This is a genomic window from Acidovorax sp. 59, assembly GCF_002754175.1.
GTDB lineage: Bacteria > Pseudomonadota > Gammaproteobacteria > Burkholderiales > Burkholderiaceae_C > Acidovorax > Acidovorax delafieldii.
This window is the reverse complement of record NZ_PEET01000001.1, coordinates 581,124-600,497: the sequence shown is the minus strand read 5'-3', so window position 1 is coordinate 600,497 and position 19,374 is coordinate 581,124. Positions and strand designations below refer to the sequence as shown.

The following is a 19,374-nucleotide window of genomic DNA, read 5'->3' as shown; positions in this document are numbered from 1 at the left end:
CCCGTTCGGAGGGGTGTGAAGCCTGGCTTTTCACTCCCCCGTGGTTACCCGCCAACGACCAGGAGTGCTCCACCATGCAACGCCGTTCCCTCATCCGCGCCACCGGCGCCGCCGCCCTTCTGTCTGCCACACCGTTTGTGCGCGCCCAGGGCACTCTGCAAAAGTTCAAGTTCAACCTGGGCTGGAAGGTCGAGGCCTCGGGCGCAGGCTTTTTGCTGGCGCAGCAGCGCGGCTACTACAAGGATGCGGGCCTCGATGTCACCATCGACACCGGCAACGGGTCTGCCTCGGCCATCAGCCTGGTGGCGGGTGGTGCCTATGACGTGGCATCGGCCGACCTCTCGACCATGATCGAGTTCAACACCGCCAATCCGCAGTCCAGGCTGGCAGCGGTCGCCATCCAGTACGACCTGAACCCCAACTCGGTCATGGTGCGCAAGGACGGCGCCATCAAGAAGCCCGCCGACCTGGCGGGCAAGACCATCCTGGGCCAGCCCTTCAACGCTTCGCGCAAACTCTTTCCCGCCTTTGCCAAGGCACAGGGCTTTGATGGCAGCGGCGTGAAATGGGAAAACGTGGCCCCCGACATCGGCGACACACGCTTCGTCAAAGGCGATTTCGACGCAGCGGCGTACTTCTTCTTCACCGGTCTGCTCAACCTGAAGGCGCGGGGCCTGACGCCGGATCAGATCACGGTGTTCCGCTTCTCGGACTATGGCCTCAAGTCGTATGGCAACGGGCTCATTGCCAACGCCAAGAGCATGCAGGACAACCCGGACGCCATGAAGGCCTTCGTCAAAGCCACCACACGCGGCTGGGTCGACGCGATTGCCGACCCGCGCGCCGGCGCTGCCGCCATCAAGGCCCGAGAGCCACTGGCCCATGAAGAGATCGAGTTCGAGCGCCTGCAGCTCATCGTGGACGGCACCATGAAGACCGCCGAGACACGCGCCAACGGCTGGGGCGCTGCCACGCCTGCGCGCCTGCAGGCCACCATCGATGAGACCGTGGCCGCCTTTGGCCTCAAGAGCAGCCTGGCGGTGGCCGACATCTGGACCGATCGCTTTCTGCCCCCGGCCGTAGACCGCAAGCTCAAGGCCTGACCAGGGGAACGCCATGGGCATCCCCCTCCTCGACCTCAGCGGCGCCCTGCAGCCGGGCGCGCCGCGCAGCCCCGCCGTGATGGCCGTGGCCGCCCAACTGCGCCAGGCCTGCACGGGCGCAGGGTTCTTCTACGTGCGCCACCACGGCGTGCCGCTGGACGTCATTGCGCGCCAGTTTGAATTGGCGCAGCAGTTCTTCGACCTGCCGTTGGCATCCAAGGAAGCGATTTCGCTGCACCATTCACCCGCGATGCGGGGCTACGAAAGCCTGGGCGGACAGACCCTGGACGCCAGCGCTCGGCCAGACCTTAAGGAGAGCTTCTACTGCGGGCTGGACTACGCGGCAGACCATCCGTACGTGCAGCGCGGCTACCACTCCTACGGCAGCAACCAGTGGCCGGAGGCGTTGCCCGAGCTGGCCACCCAGAGCCGCACCTACATCGCCGCCATGCGACAGCTGGCCCTGCGGCTGATGCAGCTGCTGGCGCTCTCGCTCGACCTGCCAGAAGAATATTTCGACCACACACACCAGAGCCCCATGCTGACGCTGCGGCTGCTGCGCTACCCACCCCATCCTGAGAGCGCCGATGCGCTCACCTTTGGCGCGGGAGAGCACACCGACTGGGGAGCCATCACCCTGCTGGCCCAGGACCACCATGGCGGGCTAGAGGTGAAACTTCCCACCGGCGAATGGGTGGCTGCCACACCCATCGAGGGAGCGCTGGTGGTGAACCTGGGCGACATGATTCCGCGCTGGACCAATGGGCTGTACCGATCCAACCCCCACCGCGTGCGCAACGTGCACAGCGGGGGCACACCGCGCCACTCCATTCCGTTCTTCTACACGCCCGACTACGAGGCCCAGGTGGTCCCCGTCCCCACCTGTGTGCCTGCGGGTGAGTCGCCGCGCTTTGCACCCTGCACCGTGGGCGAGCACCTGCAGGCCATGTACCGCAAGACGTACGGCCTGGGTCAGACCACCGCCCCAGCCAGCGCGGCGGTGATGGCATGAGGCTCTGGTTCAACCTGCTGTGCCAGGACATCGAGGCACAGCTGCAGTTCTATCAAGCCCTGCTGCAGTTGCCCGAGGCGCCAGGGACGCGCTCGGCCATCTACCGGGCGGTGGAGACCGAGCACTTCCAGCTCGGCTTCAATGCCCCCGAGGCCTATGCCCTGCTGGGCCTGGCCGACCGGCAACCTGGCGCAGCCTTGCCGTCACCACGCGGCGTGACAGGCTATGCCACCTTCATGCTGGACACACCGGACGCCGTGGAGGCTGCCAGCGAAAAGGCCAAAGCTCTGGGCGGACAGGTCATCAAGCCAGCTTACGCCACGTACTACGGCCAATGGCAGGCGGTGCTGGCGGACCCGGAAGACAACGTGTTCCGGGTAAGCGCTGTGGGCGTGCCCCTCAACGTTGCTTAAGCCGCCCCTACCCGGTCAGGCCAACAACGGCAGTGAACGCCAAAGCATCCGCGGGGTGAACCAACGCCCACCCCTGGGTCATCCATCGCGCCTCAATAGGCCTTGAAGTTGGCCGCCACCCGCTGGTTCAGGTAGTCGCCCGCGGCAATCACCGGGTACTTCTTGCCGGGCCCTTCGATGATGGCGTCGCGGTTGGCCTGGGCAAAGAAGGCGATGCTGTAGCGCGGCCCCATGTACTCGCCGGGCAGAGGGTTCTTCACACGGTGGAAGTTGCTGGGCAGCTGGTCGTCGCTCCAGCGCATCAGCATGTCCCCGATGTTGCAGGTGATGGCCTGCTCGTCGGGCTCCACCGAGGTCCAGGCCTGGGTGTCCATCTCCTTGCCCGGGCACACCTGCAGGCCACCCTGGCCCTGGCGCTGAAAGAGCAGGGTCAGGCAATCAAAGTCGGTATGCGCCCCGGCGCGCCACAGGCCCAGGCTGGCTTGTTGCTCGGGCGGGGTCGCAAAGTAGTGCAGCAGGCGCAAGGTGCTTTGGTAGCTGGCCTGCGCAGGGTCGTGCGCGCGGGCAAAGAAGGCCTCGTCAAACCCCAGCTTCCACGCAAAGCATGACAGCACCTGCATGGCCACCTGCCAGCACTGGCCCTCAAACGCGAGCATGGTGGCCTGAAAGCCCGCCAGCTCCTCGTCGGTGGGCCACAGGCCTGCCATGTGCGGGCGGGTGATCTGGTACGACTCCTTCTGGTCCGGTGTGCCGGTGGAGGGGCGCACCTGCGCGCGGCTCTCCCAGCCCACGTTGAGCGCCTTCTTGAGCGGGTACTGCGCCTTCACGGCATCGGGCAGCGCAAAGAAGCGCTCGGTCATCGCAAAGGCGTTGTGCACCTCGGCCAGGTCAATGCCGTGGTTCACGATCTGGAAAAAGCCGACATCAACGGCGGCGTCCCACAGCTGATCGGCAATCTCGGTCTTGCGCTGCGCAAAGTGGCTGAGGTCGATGCGGCGGATCTCGCGGCTCGCGGTTTCCGAGCCCATCGCGCCCATGCGTGTTTCTTTTTGCAGCTCGGCGAGGTCGTAGGTGGCAGTGGTGGTCATGCAGCTCTCCTGAAGACAAGTGGAAGGAAGAAAGGCCCTCCCGCTGGGTGCTTCAAGAGTGGGTGGCACCGCCTGCGGCGGCCGTCCTTTCAACCCTTGAAGCCACGGTGTGCCAACGCACACCGCTGTGCGCACAGCGGGCTTCAAGAGCAATTTCCGACTGGCATCGCCTCGTGCAGGATGGCACAGGGGCAACGCAGTGAACGCTTCTACTCTTGCCAATAGCGATGCAAGAAGAATGCCCACGCGCCTTGCATGTGTGCCAGCGCAAAGTCAGAGCATTTGTGCACAGCGCGTCCAAAGCCATGCATACATGTCACTGATTGTGATTGGCATGCCAAATGCATAGCGCCCTGCACCACAACGGCGGGCGTGCAGACAGTCCGGCGTTGCACAACGACAGCAACCCACCCACCATCGACGGAGACACCTACACCATGCACGCGCTCATGTCTGCACCCCCGGCCAGCTTTGACGACCCTACCCCCATCAACGACACCGACGGCACCTACCTGCGCCAGGCCATCGCGTGGTCGTGCACCGCCCGCGCGCGCGGCAACCGCCCGTTTGGTGCGGTGGTCATCAGCGCCGAAGGGCACCTGCTGGCCGAGGCCTACTGCAACACCACCGAGACCGGCGACTGCACCGGCCACGCCGAGACCAATGCCGTGCGCCAGCTCAGCCCCCGCGTGGGCCGCGATGCCCTGGCCAAGGCCACGCTGTATTCATCGGCCGAGCCCTGCGTGATGTGTGCGGGCGCCATCTTCTGGTCGGGCATTGGGCGCGTGGTGTTTGGCATTGATGCCGAACGCCTGCGCGTGTTCCGGGGCGAACGTGCCGAACAGCGCGACGCCGAGCTGTCGTGCCGCGACGTGTTTGCCGCCTCGCCCCACGCCATCGAATGCATCGGCCCGGCGCTGGTCGAAGAAGCCAGCGCGCCCCATATCGGGTTCTGGAAAGTCTGACCCACTGCTGCGCGGGCAGAATCTGCGGCGCACACTCTGCAATCCCCCCATGCCTCGCACCAAAGCCATGACCGAATCCGAAGCCGAAGCCGCCTCCGGCGCGCTGCTCAGCCGCGCCAAACAAGGCCGCGAACGCATCCTGGGCGCCATCCGCGAAGCGGCCATTGCCGAGTTCAGTCGCCATGGTTTCAAGGGTGCATCCACCAAGGCCATCGCCGAGCGCGCGGGCCTGACCAAGCCGCAGCTGCACTACTACATCAGCAGCAAGGAAGAGCTGTATGAAGAGCTGCTGTACTCGGTGCTCAACGGCTGGTCGGGCGCCTTCATCTTTGACAGCAACAGCGACGATCCCAAGAAGGTGCTGAGCAGCTACGTGCGCAAAAAACTCGACTACGCGCTGGACAACCCGGGCCTGTCGCGCATCTTCACCACCGAGGTGCTGGGCGGTGGGCGCAACCTGGGCAAGTACTGGCCGGTGGCCGTCAAGTCCACCCAGCAGAAGGTGGACCTCATCAACCGCTGGATTGCCGAAGGCCGCATGCGCAAAGTGGACGCCAAGGTTTTGCTGATGCAGATCTGGGGCATGACGCAGCACTACGCCGACTACGGCGTGCAGGTGCACGTCATGCTGGGCCTGGCGCCCGACGAGCCCATCGACCGCGAGCCCATCGTGCGCGAACTCACCAGCTTTGTGCTGCTGGGCTGCGGCCTCGCACCAGACTAAGGCCCCCGCCCCATTCTGGGCATGCCTCGGGTGCCCGAGGGGCGAATCCCGGGCAATTTGCACCAGCACGCGGCGTCAAAAGCCCCTTTCAGGCCGCGTTGATCCACCACAAAGACGTTTGACCGATTTTTGTGGCTGGCACAGCCTTTGCAATAGTTTGACCAATCGATCAAATCACATGGTCAAACAATGCAGACAGCCCCTGACACCGCCGACGCCGCCCGCACAGAACACGCATTCGAGCTGATCCTGCAGCGCAGCCAGATGCGCTTGCCCGTCGCCCCCGGCGAGAGCATGGCCGATGTGCTGCAGCTCGCTGGCGTACCGCTGGAAACCCTGTGCGAGCAGGGCGTGTGCGGCACCTGCGTGACCCGCTGGCTGGACGGCGAGCCCGACCACCGCGACAGCTGCCTGAGCGCTGCAGAGCAAGCCACCCACGTCGCCGTGTGCTGCGCGCGCAGCCACAGCGCCACGCTCACGCTGGACCTGTAGGCCCATCCCCCACAACCCGAAGGACCCCCGCCATGCGCATCCTCGTGATCTATTGCCACCCGGTAGAGACCAGCTACAACGCAGCCCTGCACACCGAGGTGGTGCAGCAGCTGCGCGGCGCGGGCCATGAGGTGGACGACTGCGACCTGTACGTCGAGGGCTTCAACCCCGTGATGACACGCGAAGAGCGCCTGGGCTACCACGAGGTGCCCAGCAACCAGTTGCCCGTGCAGGGTTATGTGGACCGCCTGCTCTGGGCCGAAGCCGTGGTCTTCTGCTTTCCCACCTGGTGCTTTGGTATGCCGGCGATGCTCAAGGGATTTTTCGACCGCGTGCTCATGCCCGGCGTGGCCTTTGACATCAGCGATCCGCACAACGTCAAGCCCTCGCTCACGCACATCAAGCGCATCTCCGCCGTGGTCACCTACGGCCGCCCGCGCTGGACGGCCCTGTTCATGGGCGACCCGCCGCGCAAGTCCATCACCCGCTACATGCGCCTGCTCACGGGCGGCAAGGCGCGGGTGGACTACCACGCCTACTACCACATGAACGTGGCCACACCGCCCCGGCTGGCGGCCTTCAAGGCCCGCGTGGGCCAGGCGATGGCGCGCTTTGCATAAGACCACGTTCTAAAGGCCACGGCATGCACGCATCCAACACCCCCGACCACATCCTGCGCGCCCGGCTGCCGCGCTGGCTGCTGCCCTCCGCGTGGCCGCAGCAGGGCCACCAGCCCGCACTGGCCGACCTGCAGCTGGCCCAGGGCCGCATCGTGCAAGTGCTGCCCCACGGCACCCAGCCTGCGCTACACGGCGCTGTATGGGACGTGGCAGGCGCGCTGGTGCTGCCCGGCCTGGTCGATGCGCACACCCACCTGGACAAGGCCTTCACCCTGCCGCGCATGGGAGAGGTCAAACCCGGCCTGCTGGGCGCCATCGAGGCCATGATGGTGGATCGCCAAAGCTGGACCGAAGCCGACATCCACGCCCGCGCCAGCCGCGCGCTGCAATGGGCCTACGACGCAGGCACCGTCCACCTGCGCACCCACTGCGACTGGTGGGAGCCCGACGCGCAGCCACTGGCCTGGAACATGTTGCGCGCACTGGCCCACGACTGGGCCGACCGCATCACGCTGGAGCGCGTGAGCCTGATCCCCTTGCACCTGTATACGGACCGCAGCGCCGCCCTGCGGCTGGCCGCCACCGTGGCCGCCAGCGGCCCCGGCGCGTTGCTGGGCGGCTTTGTGCATTCCACCAACTGGGACCCGCAGGCGCTGCGCCACCTGTTGGAAGCCGCACAACACCATGGCCTGAACGTGGACCTGCATGTGGACGAAGAACTGCACCCCGGCGCCCAGGGCTTGGCGACCACCGCCGCACTGCTCAAAGAACTGCGCTTTGAAGGCCATGTGGTCTGCGGCCACACCTGCGCGCTGGCCGCACAGGACGAGGCCACGGCCCTCGCCACGCTCGATGCCGTGGCACAAAGCCCCATCACCCTGGTCACGCTGCCCATCACCAACCTGCTGCTGCAGGACGCCACCACCGGCCGCACGCCGCGCCAGCGTGGCCTGACGCTGGTGAAGGAGGCCCGTGCACGCGGCATCCCGGTGCTGGTCGCCAGCGACAACGTGCAAGACCCATTCTGCCCCGTGGGCAGCTTTGACCCGCTGGAAGCCCTGGCCACGGGTGTGCTGGCTGCGCAGCTGGATGCACCTTTCGACCAATGGAGCGAATCGCTGTGCCGCGCCGACTGGCTGTGCACCCGCCGCACTGGCACCACGGCGCTGCCGCTGCAGCCTGGCACGGTGGCTGACCTGCTGGTCTTCACGCAGGCTGACCACTGGGGCTTTCCATCGCGCGCACAAAGCCGTGTGGTGCTGCGCCAGGGCCGCGTCGCCAGCGGCCATGCACCGGCTGCCTGGCATGTGCCAACCACCCAATCCGCAAGGAGCCTCGCATGAGCCCCACATCTGCGCCAGGTATCGCCCAGCCCCTGGCCCGCTACGCCGCGTGGCGCCGCGCAGGCGACTTCATCTACCTGAGCGGGATCATTGCCGTGGACCCTGCCGCCAGCCGCATCGTGCGTGGCTACGACGACATCCCGCATGAGGCCGCCACGCTGATTGGCCGCACCGGCGAGTTCAGCAGCGACATCAAGGAGGGCCCCATCCTCGCGCAGAGCTGGTATGTGCTCGACCGCATCCGCCAGACCATCGAGGCCGCCGGCGGCCAGATGTCCGACGTGTTCAAGTTGGTGCAGTACTTCAAGAACCTGGACCACTTCCCACAGTACAGCCGCGTGCGCAAGCTGTTCTTCCCCGGCGAGCCCCCCGCATCCACCGTAGTGGAAGTGAGCGGCATGTTGCCCACGCCCGACATCCTCATCGAGGTCGAAGCCACGGCCTATCTACCACAGCGCTGATACACCCCCAACACCTTCACGAAAGTCTTTCATGCTGCACGGCTACAACCCGCCCCACCGCTACCTGCCCTACCTGAGCTGGACCGAGATCGCAGACCTGCCGGACAAGGAGAACACCGTCATCGTGCTGCCCACGGGCGCCACCGAGCAGCACGGCCCGCACCTGCCTTGTGCGGTGGACACGGTGATCAGCGCGGGTGTGGTGGGCCATGCGCTGGCGCGCCTGCCGGCCGATGTGCCTGCGTTTGCGATGGCGCCGATCACCTACGGCAAGTCCGAAGAGCACCTGCACTTTCCCGGCACCGTCACGCTCAGCGGCGAGACCCTGCTGGCCACCATGAACGAGGTGGGCGAGTCGGTATACCGCGCGGGTTTTCGCAAGCTGCTGTTTGTCAACGGCCACGGCGGCCAGCCGCAGGTGATGGAAATGTGCGCACGCGAGCTGCGCCTGCGCCATGGCGACTTCATTGTGGTGCCCAGCTTCACCTGGCGTGTGCCGCATGTGGCGGGCAAGTACCTGTCCGACACCGAAAAGAAACTGGCGATGCACGCAGGCCACGCCGAGACGGCGCTGATGCTGGCGCTGGCCCCCGACACCGTGCACATGGAGCGTGCGGTAGTCAACTACCCGCCCGTTTTTGACTCGCCCCTGCTCTCACCCGACGGCCGCCCGGCCTGCGCCTGGAGTGCACGCGACTTCGGCCCCAGCGGAATCATTGGCGACCCCCTGCCCGCCACGGCCGAACAGGGGCACGCCATCCTCGACTCGCTGGCCGTGAGCTGGGCCGCCGCCATTACCGAGCTGCATCGACTGCATTGGGCGCCACGCACTGAGCCCACCTGGGGCCGCGCCCATCACACCGGCCACGTGGAGCACTCCAGCGCACTGGCCTGAAACCTGCGAACGCCATCGCAAAACCTTTTCGCCTTCCCCTTCGTTGTCCCTTCGTTCCACCTCCACCACCCTACCGGAGTACCACCATGATGAAGACCGCCTCCCGCCTTTCCAAACTTGGTGCAGCCGCGCTGCTCGCTGTTGGTGCCGTCGGCACCATGCAGGCCCACGCGCAGGAAAAGTTCACCTACATGACCAACTGGTATGCGCAGGCCGAGCATGGCGGCTTCTACCAGGCGGTGGCTACCGGCCTGTACAAAAAGTACGGGCTGGATGTGACCATCAAGATGGGCGGCCCGCAGGTCAACATCGTGCAGATGATGGCCGCCGGCCAGGCCGAATGTGTGATGGGGTCGAGCGACCTGCAGATGATCCAGATGCGTGAAGGCGGCGTGCCCGTGGTCAATGTGGCGGCCGTATTCCAGAAAGACCCGCAGGTACTCATCGCGCACGAGGACGTGAAGAAATTCGAAGACCTCAAGGGCAAGACCATCCTGATCGCCTCGTCGGCCCAGCGCGGCTACTGGCCCTGGCTCAAGGCCAAGTACGGCTTCACCGACTCGCAGACCCGCCCCTACACCTTCAACATCCAGCCCTTCGTGGCCGACAAGAACGCCGCCCAGCAGGGCTACCTGACGTCCGAGCCGTTTGCGATTGCCAAGGCGGGCGTCAAGGCCAACACGCTGATGTTCAGCGATCAGGGCTACCCAGCGTATGCCACCACCATCTCGTGCATGGAAAAGACGGTGAAGGACCGCAGCGCCGCTGTGACCTCGTTCGTGAAGGCATCGATGGAAGGCTGGAAGAGCTACCTGGCCGACCCCGCCCCGGCCAACGCGCTCATCAAGAAGGACAACCCCAACATGACCGACGAGCAGCTCGCCTACAGCGTGGCCAAGCTCAAGGAAATGGGCATGGCGACCGGGGGCGACGCAGCCACCATGGGCATCGGAATCATGACCGACGCGCGCGCCAAGGCCAGCTACGACTTCCTGGTGGACGCCAAGCTCATCGACCCTGCCAAGGTGAAGCTGGCCGAGACCTACACCACGTCGTTCGTCAAAGACCTCAAGGTTCTTCCTTGATCCCCCCTGAGTCGCTTCGCGCCTTCCCCCAAGGGGGACAACGCCCTCGCTGCGGGGCGGCCCTTGCTCGGCGTTCGCTGGCTCGGGCCGCGCCAGTTTCCAGCGGCTGGAGCCAAGCCAAGCGCTACGACAGATAAGCCCCATCGCCCTGACACAGCGGCCAGCCTCCCCGGCCACATCCATCGAAAGGCACCACCATGTCCATTCCCGCTGCCTCGCCACCTCTGGCACCCGCGCCGCGCCCCACACCCGCCGTGGAGGTGCTCTCGGCCGAAAAAACCTACCCCAATGGCACCCAGGCCCTGCTGCCGGTAGACCTGACCATTGAGGAAGGCGAATTCGTCACCCTGCTCGGCCCCTCGGGCTGCGGCAAGAGCACGCTGCTGAAAATGGTGGCGGGCCTGCTGGAGCCCACCGACGGCCGCCTGCACCTGTGGCGCAAGCCCGGGGCGCAGCTGGACGAGAGCGGCAAGAAGATGGCGTTTGTCTTCCAGTCGCCCACGCTCATGCCCTGGGCCAGTGTGCAGACCAATGTGCGCCTGCCGCTGGACCTGGCGGGCGTGCCCCGCGCCGAGGCCGATGCGCGTGTGACCGAGGCGCTGGCACTGGTGGGCTTGTCAAAGTTTGCCAACGCCCTGCCCCGCGCGCTGTCCGGCGGCATGCAGATGCGCGTATCGATCGCGCGCGGCCTGGTCACCCAGCCCGACCTGCTGCTGATGGACGAGCCCTTTGGCGCACTCGACGAAATCACGCGCCACAAGCTCGACGCCGACCTGCTGGATCTGTGGCGCAAGAAGAAGCTCACCGTGATCTTTGTGACGCACTCGATCCACGAGGCGGTGTTCCTCTCCAGCCGCGTGGTCATGATGGCTGCGCGCCCGGGCCGAGTGGTCGAAGAGTTCCGCATCGATGCGCCCTACCCCCGCACGGCCGACTTCATGGTGTCGCCCGAATTCAGCCGCTACGCCAAGCTGCTGCAAGACAGCCTGCTGCGCGCCAGCGTGGACACCGAGGAGACAGTGGCATGAGCACCCCCTTCCCTTCCGCACCGATGGCGTCGCCCGTGGTCACCGCCCACCCCGCAGCCGCACCGCGCTCAGCGCCTGCACCAGTCGCTGCCAAACCTGCCGCCAAGGCCACACCCAAACGCCCGCCGCTCATGGCCCAGCCACGCGTGCAGCGCGTGGTGTACCCCGTGCTGGTCGGCTTGGTGCTGATCGCGCTGTGGCAGGTGCTGGTCACGGCCATGGAGCTACCGCCCTACCTGGTGCCCTCACCCATCCTGATGATGAAGACGCTGTTCACCGACTGGGCCGCCCTGGGCGGCTCGCTGTGGGTCACCGTCAAGATCACGGTGCTGGCCTTTGTGGTGGCCACGGTGGCAGGCGTGCTGATCTCGTTCCTGTTTGTCCAGAGCAAACGCATCGAGACCGCGCTCTTTCCCTACGCCGTGCTGCTGCAGGTCACTCCCATCGTGGCGGTGGCACCGCTCATCATAATCTGGGTGAAGGACCCGACGGCCTCGATGGTGATCTGCGCCGCACTGGTCGCCCTGTTCCCCATCATCAGCAACACCACGCTGGGCCTGCGCAGTGTGGAGCCTGACCTGCAAAGCTACTTCCAGCTCAACCGCGCCACGCGGCTGCAGACGCTGCTGCGCCTGCGCATTCCCAGTGCGCTGCCCTACTTCTTTGGCGGGCTGCGCATCTCCAGCGGCTTGGCGCTCATCGGCGCCGTGGTGGCCGAGTTTGTGGCGGGCACCGGGGGCCAGGGTGCGGGGCTTGCGTACCAGATTTTGCAGGCGGGCTTCCAGCTCAACATCCCGCGCATGTTTGCTGCGCTGCTGCTGATCTCGCTCACCGGGGTCGCATTGTTCGTACTGATGGCGTGGCTGACGCGTGTCGCCCTGGGCGGCTGGCACGCCAGCGAAACGTCGCACGACTAGCCCTTTCAACCCCATCGCCAACACACCGCGCGCAGCCACTGGCGCGCGGCACAGGCTTCCTTTTGCCCAAAACGGCCACCAGCGGCCAAGGAGATACCGACATGACCAACGCCACCACCGCCCATCAACTGCCCGACCTGCTGCCCGACCTCGACTGGATCGCCGACCCGCTGCGCGTGGGCCGCCTCTCGCAGGACTTTGCCTGGTTCAGCCCCGTGCTCAAGCGCGACCTGGCGGGCAAGCGCGGCGACATCGCCGTGCGCCCGCGCACCGAAGCAGAAATCCGCCAGGTGGTGGCCGCCTGCGCCAGTGCGGGCATTCCCCTCACCGTGCGCGGCAGCGGCACCGGCAACTACGGCCAGAGCACGCCACTGCACGGCGGCGTGATCCTGGACCTGTCGGGCTACAACGCCTTTGGCTGGGTGCGCGGCGGTGTGGGCCGCGCGCAGTCGGGCATCCGGCTGGCAGACTTTGACACACAGGCCAAGCCCCACGGGCAAGAGCTGCGCTGGCTGCCCAGCACCTACCGCAGCGCCACGCTGGGCGGGCTGTTTGGCGGCGGCTTTGGGGGGGCAGGCTCCATCAACCACGGCCCGCTGGCCGCGCCTGGCAACGTGCTGGCCGTGCGTGCGATGACAGTGGAGCCCGAGCCGCAGGTCATCGAGTTGCGCGGCCCCGAGGCCATGCTGCTGCACCACACCTACGGCACCAACGGCATCGTGCTGGAGCTGGAAGTGGCCCTGACCCCTGCCGTGGAGTGGACCGAATGCATCGCCACCTTCGCGCAGTTCGACGCCGCGCTGGAGTTTGCCGACCGCTTTGGCAGCGCCCCCGGGCTGGAGAAAAAAGAGGTGTGTTTTGTGGCCGCCCCCATCCCGCAGTACTTCACCAGCCTGGCCGAGCACCTGCCTGCCGACCAGCATGCGGTGCTGCTGCTGGTGGCCCCGCACTCCGAGGCCGGCATGCGCGACATGGTGGCGCAGCACGGCGGCCAGGTCACCTACCGGAAGACAGCCGACGAAGTGGCCAGCAGCCACAAGACGCTGCTCGAATACACCTGGAACCACACCACCCTGCACGCCCTCAAGGTGGACAAGGGCCTGACCTATATCCAGAGCGGCTTCAACCCCATGCACCGCCTCAAGCAGGTGAAGGCGCTGGAGGCCGCGCTGAAGGGCGAGGTGATGATGCACCTGGAGTTCTTGCGCACCAAGGAGGGCGCCTTCAACTGCAGCGGCCTGCAGATAATCCGCTACACCACCGAAGAACGCCTGAACCAGATCATGCAGATCTACCGCGACCACGGCGTGCAGATCAACAACCCACATGTGTACATCGTGGAAGACGGCAAGCAGAACAACCTGGACCCGGCCGTGGTGGGCATGAAGCGCCGCTTTGACCCCCAGGGCCTGCTCAACCCGGGCAAGCTGCGCAGCTGGTACACGGCCGAACCCACAGCCCCCGTGCAGACACCTGTACGCCAAACAGCGTAGAGAAAACGGGTGACGCGTGTCGCACCCACAGGCCTCTACCGCTTGCCTGCAGGGCATAATCAGCTACTCATTTAGTAGCAAACCATCGAAACATGCCCTGGCACGCCCGCCTTCAGCTCGACTACACGGCAGAACATAGCGCCCGCACGGTAGCCCGCTACGAGCACAACGGGCCGCTGCGCATCCTGCAAAGCCTGTACCCCGAGGGCGACGCCATCTGCCACAACGTGCTGGTGCACCCGCCCGGCGGCCTGGTGGGCGGCGACACGCTGGACATCACCACCACCGTGGGCCCCGGCGCCCATGGCCTGGTCACCACGCCCGGTGCCACGCGCTTCTACCGCTCCACCGGCCCGCTGGCGCTGCAACGCAGCCACCTCACCCTGGCCGAAGGCGCGCGCCTGGAATGGCTGCCGCTGGAGGCCCTGTGCTACAGCGCCTGCCATGCTGAAAACCACCTCACGCTGAACCTGGCCCTCGGCGCGGAATGCATCGCCTGGGACGTGACGGCGCTGGGCCTGCCGCACGCCGGCCAGCCGTTTGAACAAGGGCGCTTCACACAGCACCTGGAAGTGCCCGGCCTGTGGCTGGAGCGCGGCGTGATCGACGCCGCCGATGACCGGCTGCTGAGCAGTCCGCTGGGCCTGGCAGGCCACCGCTGCATGGCCAGCATGTTCTTTGCCGCAGGCACTTCCCTCGACCGCACGCGCCGCGACGCTGCGCTGGACGCGGCCCGTGCAGTGGTGGATCAACACCCCCAGGTCAAAGCCACCGCAGGCGCCACCAGCCCCAACGACCGCATGGTGGTGGTACGCGTGCTGGCGCCGCAGGTGGAGCCTGCGATGAAGCTGCTCAAGGCCGTGCGGGTGGCTTGGCGGGAGGTGTTGTGGGGGTTGGAGGGGGAGGCGCCCAGGATTTGGGCGATGTAGGGAAGTGCTGTTCGCAGTAATAGGCTGAGGATGTAGGCGCTTTACCAATTGAAGTCGAACGGAACAATCGGTCCCAGGCGCGGCCTGACTCGGACTGATACGTTCTTGCTGCACCAAATCATTCATCCAAACATGCGGTGCCCGTTGCCTCAACACTGCATCAAATGGGAGACACGCATGATCACGGTCTATTTGGACAGTCAAGACTATTCGGTGCTATCGGGCTCCAAACTTACGCCCCAAATGGAGAGTCTTAGGGGTCAATTACTTACTTGGAGCAGGTCCGGCGAGGTGCACTTTGTTTTTTCCGGTGTTGTGGTGTGCGAGGCCGCACCTACTGGCCCACAGGCAGTTCACTATGCTGTGGAGCGGGGCGATCTACTTTCTGCATTGTGTGGAAAGAATGCACTCATGGAATTGGCCGAATTGCTGGATGCCGAGGTGAAAGCTCTATGCAGTCGAGACCAACGGCCTGTGAGCGCCCGAAGCCCAAATGGTGACTGGTTTCCAAAAATCGAATTTGATGACCCGCCACCGTTGGAGGAGTTAGTACTGGAAGTACTTCGGGAGCAGAGCACTGAAATGTCATGGACTCGCGCGCAAGAGCGTGAGGCAAAGCGAAAACTACTGAAAGGCGGAAAACTACGTCCAGCGCTTATGGCCACTATTGGTAGGGAGGCTAGCAACACCTACGTGAGAGAAATCATGGCCAAGTACCCAATGAAACCAGAAAATGCGGAAGTATTCAGCCGCTTTGTTTTAGGGAAAGCCAACAGAATTCAAGCTACCGCCGCGTTGGAGGACTCTGTTCGTGATCCTTCTTGGCTCATGCGCTGGTTCGCTTCGACCCCAAAACTTGCTGAGCCAATTACCGAGTCCGTGCGCAAGCCAGGACGGGAACTTGGCAATCAAGCGCGCGAACTAGTTGCTCTTTTCTCTGAGTTCCAAAACAAACTTCGCGACCTCGGCCTGAGCGATGACTATGAGCATTCCTCCCCGGTTGCTCAGAGGGTGGAATGGGAAAGACGAGTGGATGCGATGGCATTGAATGTTGCCAAGCAAATATGCGAAAAAACGGCAGGCTCCTGGAGTAATCAGATCAGTGCCAAAGATATTGCTACCTTCTGCCCCGGCTTAAACACTGTGGTCAGATCTTTGATGAATTCACTTTGGGAAAACATTGGAGGGAGTAGAAAAGAGCAGCCAAGTGACAGCCAATTTCCCGACTGCATGCATGCTTTGTATGCGCCATATGTCGATGTTTTCAGAGCTGATCGCTTCATGGCCCCTCATATTCGCGCGCAAGTCTTGGCGCAGCGCACCACAGTGGTTTCTAGGCTCTCAGAGCTGAATGACGCTATCGAAGAACGTCTAAATTCCAAGGTCTAATCCAGTTTTTGGCACCACAAGTGGTGCCAAAACAATGTCTAGCATTCGGGTAGAAAAGCGTGAAACGACAAGATCATTTTTTCCGCAACGGCGACAGCCAAGTCGCCACGCGTTCAGCCTTGTCGATGGGTTCTAGGTAGCTTTGTCTTCCTTAGGCAGTCCCAGTCATATTCACCAACCCATCCGCCTTGAACATCCCCCGAATCCCCCGCACCGCCTGCCGAATCCGCGCCTCGTTCTCGATCAGCGCAAAGCGCACGTACTCATCCCCCTGGTCGCCAAAGCCAATGCCTGGCGACACACACACCTTGGCCTTGTCCAGCAGTTGCCGCGCAAACTCCAGCGAGCCCAGCGCACGGTAGGGCTCGGGGATGCGGGCCCAGATGTACATGCTGGCCTTGGGGCAGTCCACGGCCCAGCCGGCTTCGGTGAGGCCCTTGTAGAGCACATCGCGGCGGCGCTGGTACTGGGCGGCGATGTCTTTCACGCACTGCTGGTCGCCCTCCAGCGCGGCGATGGCCGCGACCTGCAGGGGGGTGAAGGTGCCGTAGTCGTGGTAGCTCTTGATGCGGGCGAGCGCCGCCACGAGGTCGGGGTTGCCCACCATGAAGCCCACGCGCCAGCCGGCCATGTTGTAGCTTTTGCTGAGTGTGAAGAACTCCACCGCCACGTCCTTGGCGCCGGGCACTTCCATGATGCTGGGGGCGCGGTAGCCGTCGTACACGATGTCGGCATAGGCCAGGTCGTGCACCACCAGGATGTCGTGCTTCTTGGCCAGGGCGATCACGCGCTCGAAGAAACTCAGCTCCACGCACTGCGCCGTGGGATTGCTGGGAAAGCCGAAGATCATCATCTTGGGCTTGGGGTAGCTGCCGCGGATGGCCTTTTCCAGCTCGGCAAAAAAGTCCACATCGGGCGCCACGGGCACGCTGCGGATGTCGGCACCGGCAATCACCGCACCGTAGATGTGGATGGGGTAGCTGGGGTCGGGCACCAGCACGGTGTCGCCCCGGTCCAGCGTGGCCAGCATCAGATGGGCCAGGCCTTCCTTGGAGCCGATGGTGACGATGGCCTCGGTGTCGGGGTTGATGTCCACCGCGTAGCGGTCCTTGTACCAGTGGCTGATGGCGCGGCGCAGGCGCGGGATGCCTTTGCTGGCGCTGTAGCCGTGGGTATCGGGCCGCTGGGCCACTTCGGTGAGCTTGGCGACGATGTGCGGTGGCGTGGCCCCGTCGGGGTTGCCCATGCTCATGTCGATGATGTCTTCGCCCCGGCGGCGGGCGGCGAGCTTGAGCTCGGCCGTGATGTTGAAGACGTAGGGAGGGAGGCGATCGATGCGCGCAAAACGGCGCTTGCCCTGCGATGCAGACATGCGGTGTGACTTTCACGTAAGCGCCCGGAACCGTCCGAGCGACGTGGCTGACAGAAAGGCCAGCCCGCAGCCAATGTAGCGCAAGCTGCGGGCAACACTCCAGCCCTTTGTGCGCAGTGTGGCGGCAATGCCGCAGTGGGGACGAGGGCTTGCCGCCGCCTCTACGATGAACGCATGAACACCCTCCCATCCACCAACCCCACTGCCCTGCCTGCCGACCATCCCTTTGCCCAGGTGCAGGTGCTGGCCTTCGACATCTTTGGCACCGTGGTGGACTGGCACGGCAGCATTGCGCGCGAGGTGCGGGCACTCTATCCCCAGGTAGATGCCGATGCGTTTGCACTGGCGTGGCGCGCGGGCTACCAGCCCGCCATGGCGCGGGTGATGCGCGGCGAACAGGGCTGGACGCTGATCGATGCCCTGCACCGGCAGATCCTGGACGAGATCCTTCCGCGCTTTGGGCTGGCACACCTGGGCGATGCCGAGCGCCACCACCTCAACCGCGCGTGGCACAGGCTCCATGCCTGGCCCGACAGCGTGCAGGGGCTGACGCGGCTCAAGCAGCGCTACACCATCACCACACTATCGAACGGCAACATCGGCCTGCTGACCAACATGGCCAAGCGCGCCGGGTTGCCCTGGGACTGTGTGTTGAGCGCCGAGGTGTTCAAGGCCTACAAGCCGCATCCCGACACCTACCAGGGCGTGGCGCGGGTGTTTGACCTGCCACCACAGCAGGTGGCGCTGGTGGCGGCGCACCACGACGACCTGGCCGCTGCGCGGGGCTGTGGCCTGCGCACGGCGTACATCGAACGGCCACACGAGTTTGGCGTGGCACAGCCCAAGGATGTGTCGCCGCAGCCCGGCAATGACTTGCACGCCAAGGACCTGACCGATCTGGCCAGCCTGCTGGGATGCTGAACGGCCAGCGGTGCGGTGTGCGCGCGCGTCAGTGCGCCACCAGCAGCTGCACAAACATCTGCACCTTGGCGCGGCACTCGGCGCTGATGGATGTGAACTCCAGCCCGGCCACCCATTCGTCGCCCTCTTGCTTGAGGGTGATGACCCGCGCATACACATCGGCCACGCGGTAGTCCACCAGCGGCAGCTCGAACTCCAGCTTGATCTCGCTATGGGGTTCCAGTGGCTCGATCAGCTCGACCAGCAGGCCGTGGTAGCCAATGTCGCGGATGGCCCCGTGCACGATGTGGGGCACCACGATCTTGTCCTGCATGCGCTGGCACAGGCAGGGCAGGCGCGCGTCCACACGGTGGCTGCGGCGGAACTCCTGGCGGGGCACCTTGAGCTTGTGCGACGGGATGGCGATCAGCTCACGCAGGCTGACGGGCTGCGTGCGCCCCTTGACGAACACCTGCATGGGCGCAGACGCCGACACCAGCCCCCAGCAGCGCTGGTAGGTGGAGTCGCTGATGAGCACCTGGCCCCGCAGGCTCAGCGCCTCGATGCGCGAAGCCAGGTTCACGGCCTCGCCGATCACCGTGTATTCGGAATACACATCCGAGCCAAAGCGCCCGGCCATCACCGTGCCCGTGTTCACGCCAATGCCCAGAAACACCTCCGGCAGGCGCTCGGTCAGGTGGGCCAGGTTCAGCTCGCGCATGGCGATCTGCATCTCCACCGCACACAGCAGCGCGCGGTCCACATCGTCGTCGCGGGCCACCGGGGCGCCGAACAGCACCATGATCGAGTCGCCCATGAATTTGTCGATGGTGCCCTGGTACTTGAACACCACCTCCGACAGCCGTGCCAGGCAGCGGTTGAGCGCCGCAATGACCACCGATGCGGGCTGTGAGCCCGACAGCGCAGTGAACCCGCGCAGGTCGGCCAGCAGGATGGTGACCTCGCGCGGCGCCACCTCCAGGCCGTTGGCGGCAGCACCTTCGGGGTTTTCCATACCGTGCAGGATGCCCGCCATCTCGGCCTGCGCCGCCTCGCCCAGGGGCTTGCCGGTTTCGCGTTCGATCAGCGCCTGCAGGCGGCGCACGGCGTCGTGGTGGAATTCTTTGTGCATGGAGGTCTGGGGC

General features: G+C 65.1%; 20 protein-coding genes. 17 read left to right on the top strand and 3 right to left on the bottom strand.

Annotated features, from left to right (window positions below):
* Positions 1-74 precede the first annotated feature (74 nt).
* Genes CLU87_RS02815 through CLU87_RS02805 form a run of 3 tightly spaced genes read left to right on the top strand, consistent with a single transcriptional unit; the run spans position 75 to position 2,528 of the window.
* Entirely contained in the window at positions 75-1,103 is a 1,029-nt protein-coding gene (locus CLU87_RS02815; RefSeq protein ID WP_099729429.1) for an ABC transporter substrate-binding protein, read from the top strand.
* 13 nt (positions 1,104-1,116) lie between these two features.
* Positions 1,117-2,115: an isopenicillin N synthase family oxygenase gene (locus CLU87_RS02810; RefSeq protein ID WP_099729428.1), complete on the top strand. Its 999-nt coding sequence runs from the start codon at positions 1,117-1,119 to the stop codon at positions 2,113-2,115.
* On the top strand, positions 2,112-2,528 hold the full coding sequence (locus CLU87_RS02805; protein WP_099729427.1) for a VOC family protein: 417 nt from the start codon (positions 2,112-2,114) through the stop codon (positions 2,526-2,528). Before CLU87_RS02810 ends, CLU87_RS02805 begins: the two co-directional genes overlap by 4 nt.
* Positions 2,529-2,620: 92 nt before the next feature.
* On the opposite strand, the gene CLU87_RS02800 is transcribed toward CLU87_RS02805, so the two are convergent.
* Positions 2,621-3,616: an isopenicillin N synthase family oxygenase gene (locus tag CLU87_RS02800; RefSeq protein ID WP_099729426.1), complete on the bottom strand. Its 996-nt coding sequence runs from the start codon at positions 3,614-3,616 to the stop codon at positions 2,621-2,623.
* 449 nt (positions 3,617-4,065) lie between these two features.
* On the opposite strand from CLU87_RS02800, the gene CLU87_RS02795 reads away from it, so the two are divergent.
* From CLU87_RS02795 to CLU87_RS23090, 13 genes are all read left to right on the top strand, one after another.
* Positions 4,066-4,581: a nucleoside deaminase gene (locus tag CLU87_RS02795; protein ID WP_369804331.1), complete on the top strand. Its 516-nt coding sequence runs from the start codon at positions 4,066-4,068 to the stop codon at positions 4,579-4,581.
* A gap of 67 nt (positions 4,582-4,648) precedes the next feature.
* Entirely contained in the window at positions 4,649-5,305 is a 657-nt protein-coding gene (locus tag CLU87_RS02790) for a TetR/AcrR family transcriptional regulator (RefSeq protein WP_099732008.1), read from the top strand.
* 189 nt (positions 5,306-5,494) lie between these two features.
* Positions 5,495-5,797 (top strand): 2Fe-2S iron-sulfur cluster binding domain-containing protein, encoded by a 303-nt coding sequence (locus tag CLU87_RS02785; protein WP_099729425.1) that lies wholly within the window; start codon positions 5,495-5,497, stop codon positions 5,795-5,797.
* A gap of 32 nt (positions 5,798-5,829) precedes the next feature.
* Entirely contained in the window at positions 5,830-6,417 is a 588-nt protein-coding gene (locus tag CLU87_RS02780) for an NAD(P)H-dependent oxidoreductase (RefSeq protein ID WP_099729424.1), read from the top strand.
* A gap of 23 nt (positions 6,418-6,440) precedes the next feature.
* Entirely contained in the window at positions 6,441-7,760 is a 1,320-nt protein-coding gene (locus CLU87_RS02775) for an amidohydrolase family protein (protein WP_099729423.1), read from the top strand.
* Positions 7,757-8,221: a RidA family protein gene (locus CLU87_RS02770; protein WP_056747374.1), complete on the top strand. Its 465-nt coding sequence runs from the start codon at positions 7,757-7,759 to the stop codon at positions 8,219-8,221. The genes CLU87_RS02775 and CLU87_RS02770 overlap by 4 nt, the downstream gene beginning before the upstream one ends.
* Positions 8,222-8,252: 31 nt before the next feature.
* The gene (locus CLU87_RS02765; protein ID WP_099729422.1) at positions 8,253-9,116 is read left to right on the top strand and encodes a creatininase family protein; all 864 of its coding nucleotides are present in this window, start codon (positions 8,253-8,255) and stop codon (positions 9,114-9,116) included.
* 86 nt (positions 9,117-9,202) lie between these two features.
* A complete protein-coding gene (locus CLU87_RS02760; RefSeq protein ID WP_099729421.1) occupies positions 9,203-10,201 on the top strand; it encodes an ABC transporter substrate-binding protein in 999 nt (332 codons plus the stop codon).
* 197 nt (positions 10,202-10,398) lie between these two features.
* Positions 10,399-11,229, top strand: a complete 831-nt coding sequence (locus tag CLU87_RS02755; RefSeq protein ID WP_099729420.1) for an ABC transporter ATP-binding protein — start codon at positions 10,399-10,401, stop codon at positions 11,227-11,229.
* A complete protein-coding gene (locus CLU87_RS02750) occupies positions 11,226-12,146 on the top strand; it encodes an ABC transporter permease (RefSeq protein WP_369804288.1) in 921 nt (306 codons plus the stop codon). The genes CLU87_RS02755 and CLU87_RS02750 overlap by 4 nt, the downstream gene beginning before the upstream one ends.
* 101 nt (positions 12,147-12,247) lie before the next feature.
* Positions 12,248-13,639 (top strand): FAD-binding oxidoreductase, encoded by a 1,392-nt coding sequence (locus CLU87_RS02745; protein WP_099729419.1) that lies wholly within the window; start codon positions 12,248-12,250, stop codon positions 13,637-13,639.
* Between the two features lie 92 nt (positions 13,640-13,731).
* Entirely contained in the window at positions 13,732-14,568 is an 837-nt protein-coding gene (locus CLU87_RS02740) for an urease accessory protein UreD (protein ID WP_099729418.1), read from the top strand.
* Positions 14,569-14,745: 177 nt separating this feature from the next.
* Positions 14,746-15,957 carry a hypothetical protein gene (locus tag CLU87_RS23090; RefSeq protein WP_143227232.1) on the top strand — a complete coding sequence of 404 codons (1,212 nt, stop codon included), beginning with the start codon at positions 14,746-14,748 and terminating at the stop codon, positions 15,955-15,957.
* A gap of 151 nt (positions 15,958-16,108) precedes the next feature.
* Here the strand turns inward: CLU87_RS23090 and alaC are convergent, their stop codons facing one another.
* Positions 16,109-17,329 (bottom strand): alanine transaminase, encoded by a 1,221-nt coding sequence (gene alaC, locus CLU87_RS02735; protein ID WP_099729417.1) that lies wholly within the window; start codon positions 17,327-17,329, stop codon positions 16,109-16,111.
* A gap of 174 nt (positions 17,330-17,503) precedes the next feature.
* Here alaC and CLU87_RS02730 point away from each other — a divergent pair, with 174 nt between their 5' ends.
* Positions 17,504-18,250: a haloacid dehalogenase type II gene (locus tag CLU87_RS02730; RefSeq protein ID WP_099729416.1), complete on the top strand. Its 747-nt coding sequence runs from the start codon at positions 17,504-17,506 to the stop codon at positions 18,248-18,250.
* 28 nt (positions 18,251-18,278) lie between these two features.
* Here CLU87_RS02730 and CLU87_RS02725 read toward each other — a convergent pair whose 3' ends face one another.
* Positions 18,279-19,361, bottom strand: coding sequence for an adenylate/guanylate cyclase domain-containing protein (locus tag CLU87_RS02725; protein ID WP_056060658.1), 1,083 nt, complete (start codon positions 19,359-19,361; stop codon positions 18,279-18,281).
* Positions 19,362-19,374: the final 13 nt, after the last annotated feature.

Excerpts from the sequence above, each read along its gene's own strand:
- CLU87_RS02815 (WP_099729429.1), top strand. The coding sequence starts at position 75 with ATGCAACGCCGTTCCCTCATCCGCGCCACCGGCGCCGCCGCCCTTCTG.
- CLU87_RS02810 (WP_099729428.1), top strand. The coding sequence starts at position 1,117 with ATGGGCATCCCCCTCCTCGACCTCAGCGGCGCCCTGCAGCCGGGCGCG.
- CLU87_RS02805 (WP_099729427.1), top strand. The coding sequence starts at position 2,112 with ATGAGGCTCTGGTTCAACCTGCTGTGCCAGGACATCGAGGCACAGCTG.
- CLU87_RS02800 (WP_099729426.1), bottom strand. The coding sequence starts at position 3,616 with ATGACCACCACTGCCACCTACGACCTCGCCGAGCTGCAAAAAGAAACA.
- CLU87_RS02795 (WP_369804331.1), top strand. The coding sequence starts at position 4,066 with ATGTCTGCACCCCCGGCCAGCTTTGACGACCCTACCCCCATCAACGAC.
- CLU87_RS02790 (WP_099732008.1), top strand. The coding sequence starts at position 4,649 with ATGACCGAATCCGAAGCCGAAGCCGCCTCCGGCGCGCTGCTCAGCCGC.
- CLU87_RS02785 (WP_099729425.1), top strand. The coding sequence starts at position 5,495 with ATGCAGACAGCCCCTGACACCGCCGACGCCGCCCGCACAGAACACGCA.
- CLU87_RS02780 (WP_099729424.1), top strand. The coding sequence starts at position 5,830 with ATGCGCATCCTCGTGATCTATTGCCACCCGGTAGAGACCAGCTACAAC.
- CLU87_RS02775 (WP_099729423.1), top strand. The coding sequence starts at position 6,441 with ATGCACGCATCCAACACCCCCGACCACATCCTGCGCGCCCGGCTGCCG.
- CLU87_RS02770 (WP_056747374.1), top strand. The coding sequence starts at position 7,757 with ATGAGCCCCACATCTGCGCCAGGTATCGCCCAGCCCCTGGCCCGCTAC.
- CLU87_RS02765 (WP_099729422.1), top strand. The coding sequence starts at position 8,253 with ATGCTGCACGGCTACAACCCGCCCCACCGCTACCTGCCCTACCTGAGC.
- CLU87_RS02760 (WP_099729421.1), top strand. The coding sequence starts at position 9,203 with ATGATGAAGACCGCCTCCCGCCTTTCCAAACTTGGTGCAGCCGCGCTG.
- CLU87_RS02755 (WP_099729420.1), top strand. The coding sequence starts at position 10,399 with ATGTCCATTCCCGCTGCCTCGCCACCTCTGGCACCCGCGCCGCGCCCC.
- CLU87_RS02750 (WP_369804288.1), top strand. The coding sequence starts at position 11,226 with ATGAGCACCCCCTTCCCTTCCGCACCGATGGCGTCGCCCGTGGTCACC.
- CLU87_RS02745 (WP_099729419.1), top strand. The coding sequence starts at position 12,248 with ATGACCAACGCCACCACCGCCCATCAACTGCCCGACCTGCTGCCCGAC.
- CLU87_RS02740 (WP_099729418.1), top strand. The coding sequence starts at position 13,732 with ATGCCCTGGCACGCCCGCCTTCAGCTCGACTACACGGCAGAACATAGC.
- CLU87_RS23090 (WP_143227232.1), top strand. The coding sequence starts at position 14,746 with ATGATCACGGTCTATTTGGACAGTCAAGACTATTCGGTGCTATCGGGC.
- alaC (WP_099729417.1), bottom strand. The coding sequence starts at position 17,329 with ATGTCTGCATCGCAGGGCAAGCGCCGTTTTGCGCGCATCGATCGCCTC.
- CLU87_RS02730 (WP_099729416.1), top strand. The coding sequence starts at position 17,504 with ATGAACACCCTCCCATCCACCAACCCCACTGCCCTGCCTGCCGACCAT.
- CLU87_RS02725 (WP_056060658.1), bottom strand. The coding sequence starts at position 19,361 with ATGCACAAAGAATTCCACCACGACGCCGTGCGCCGCCTGCAGGCGCTG.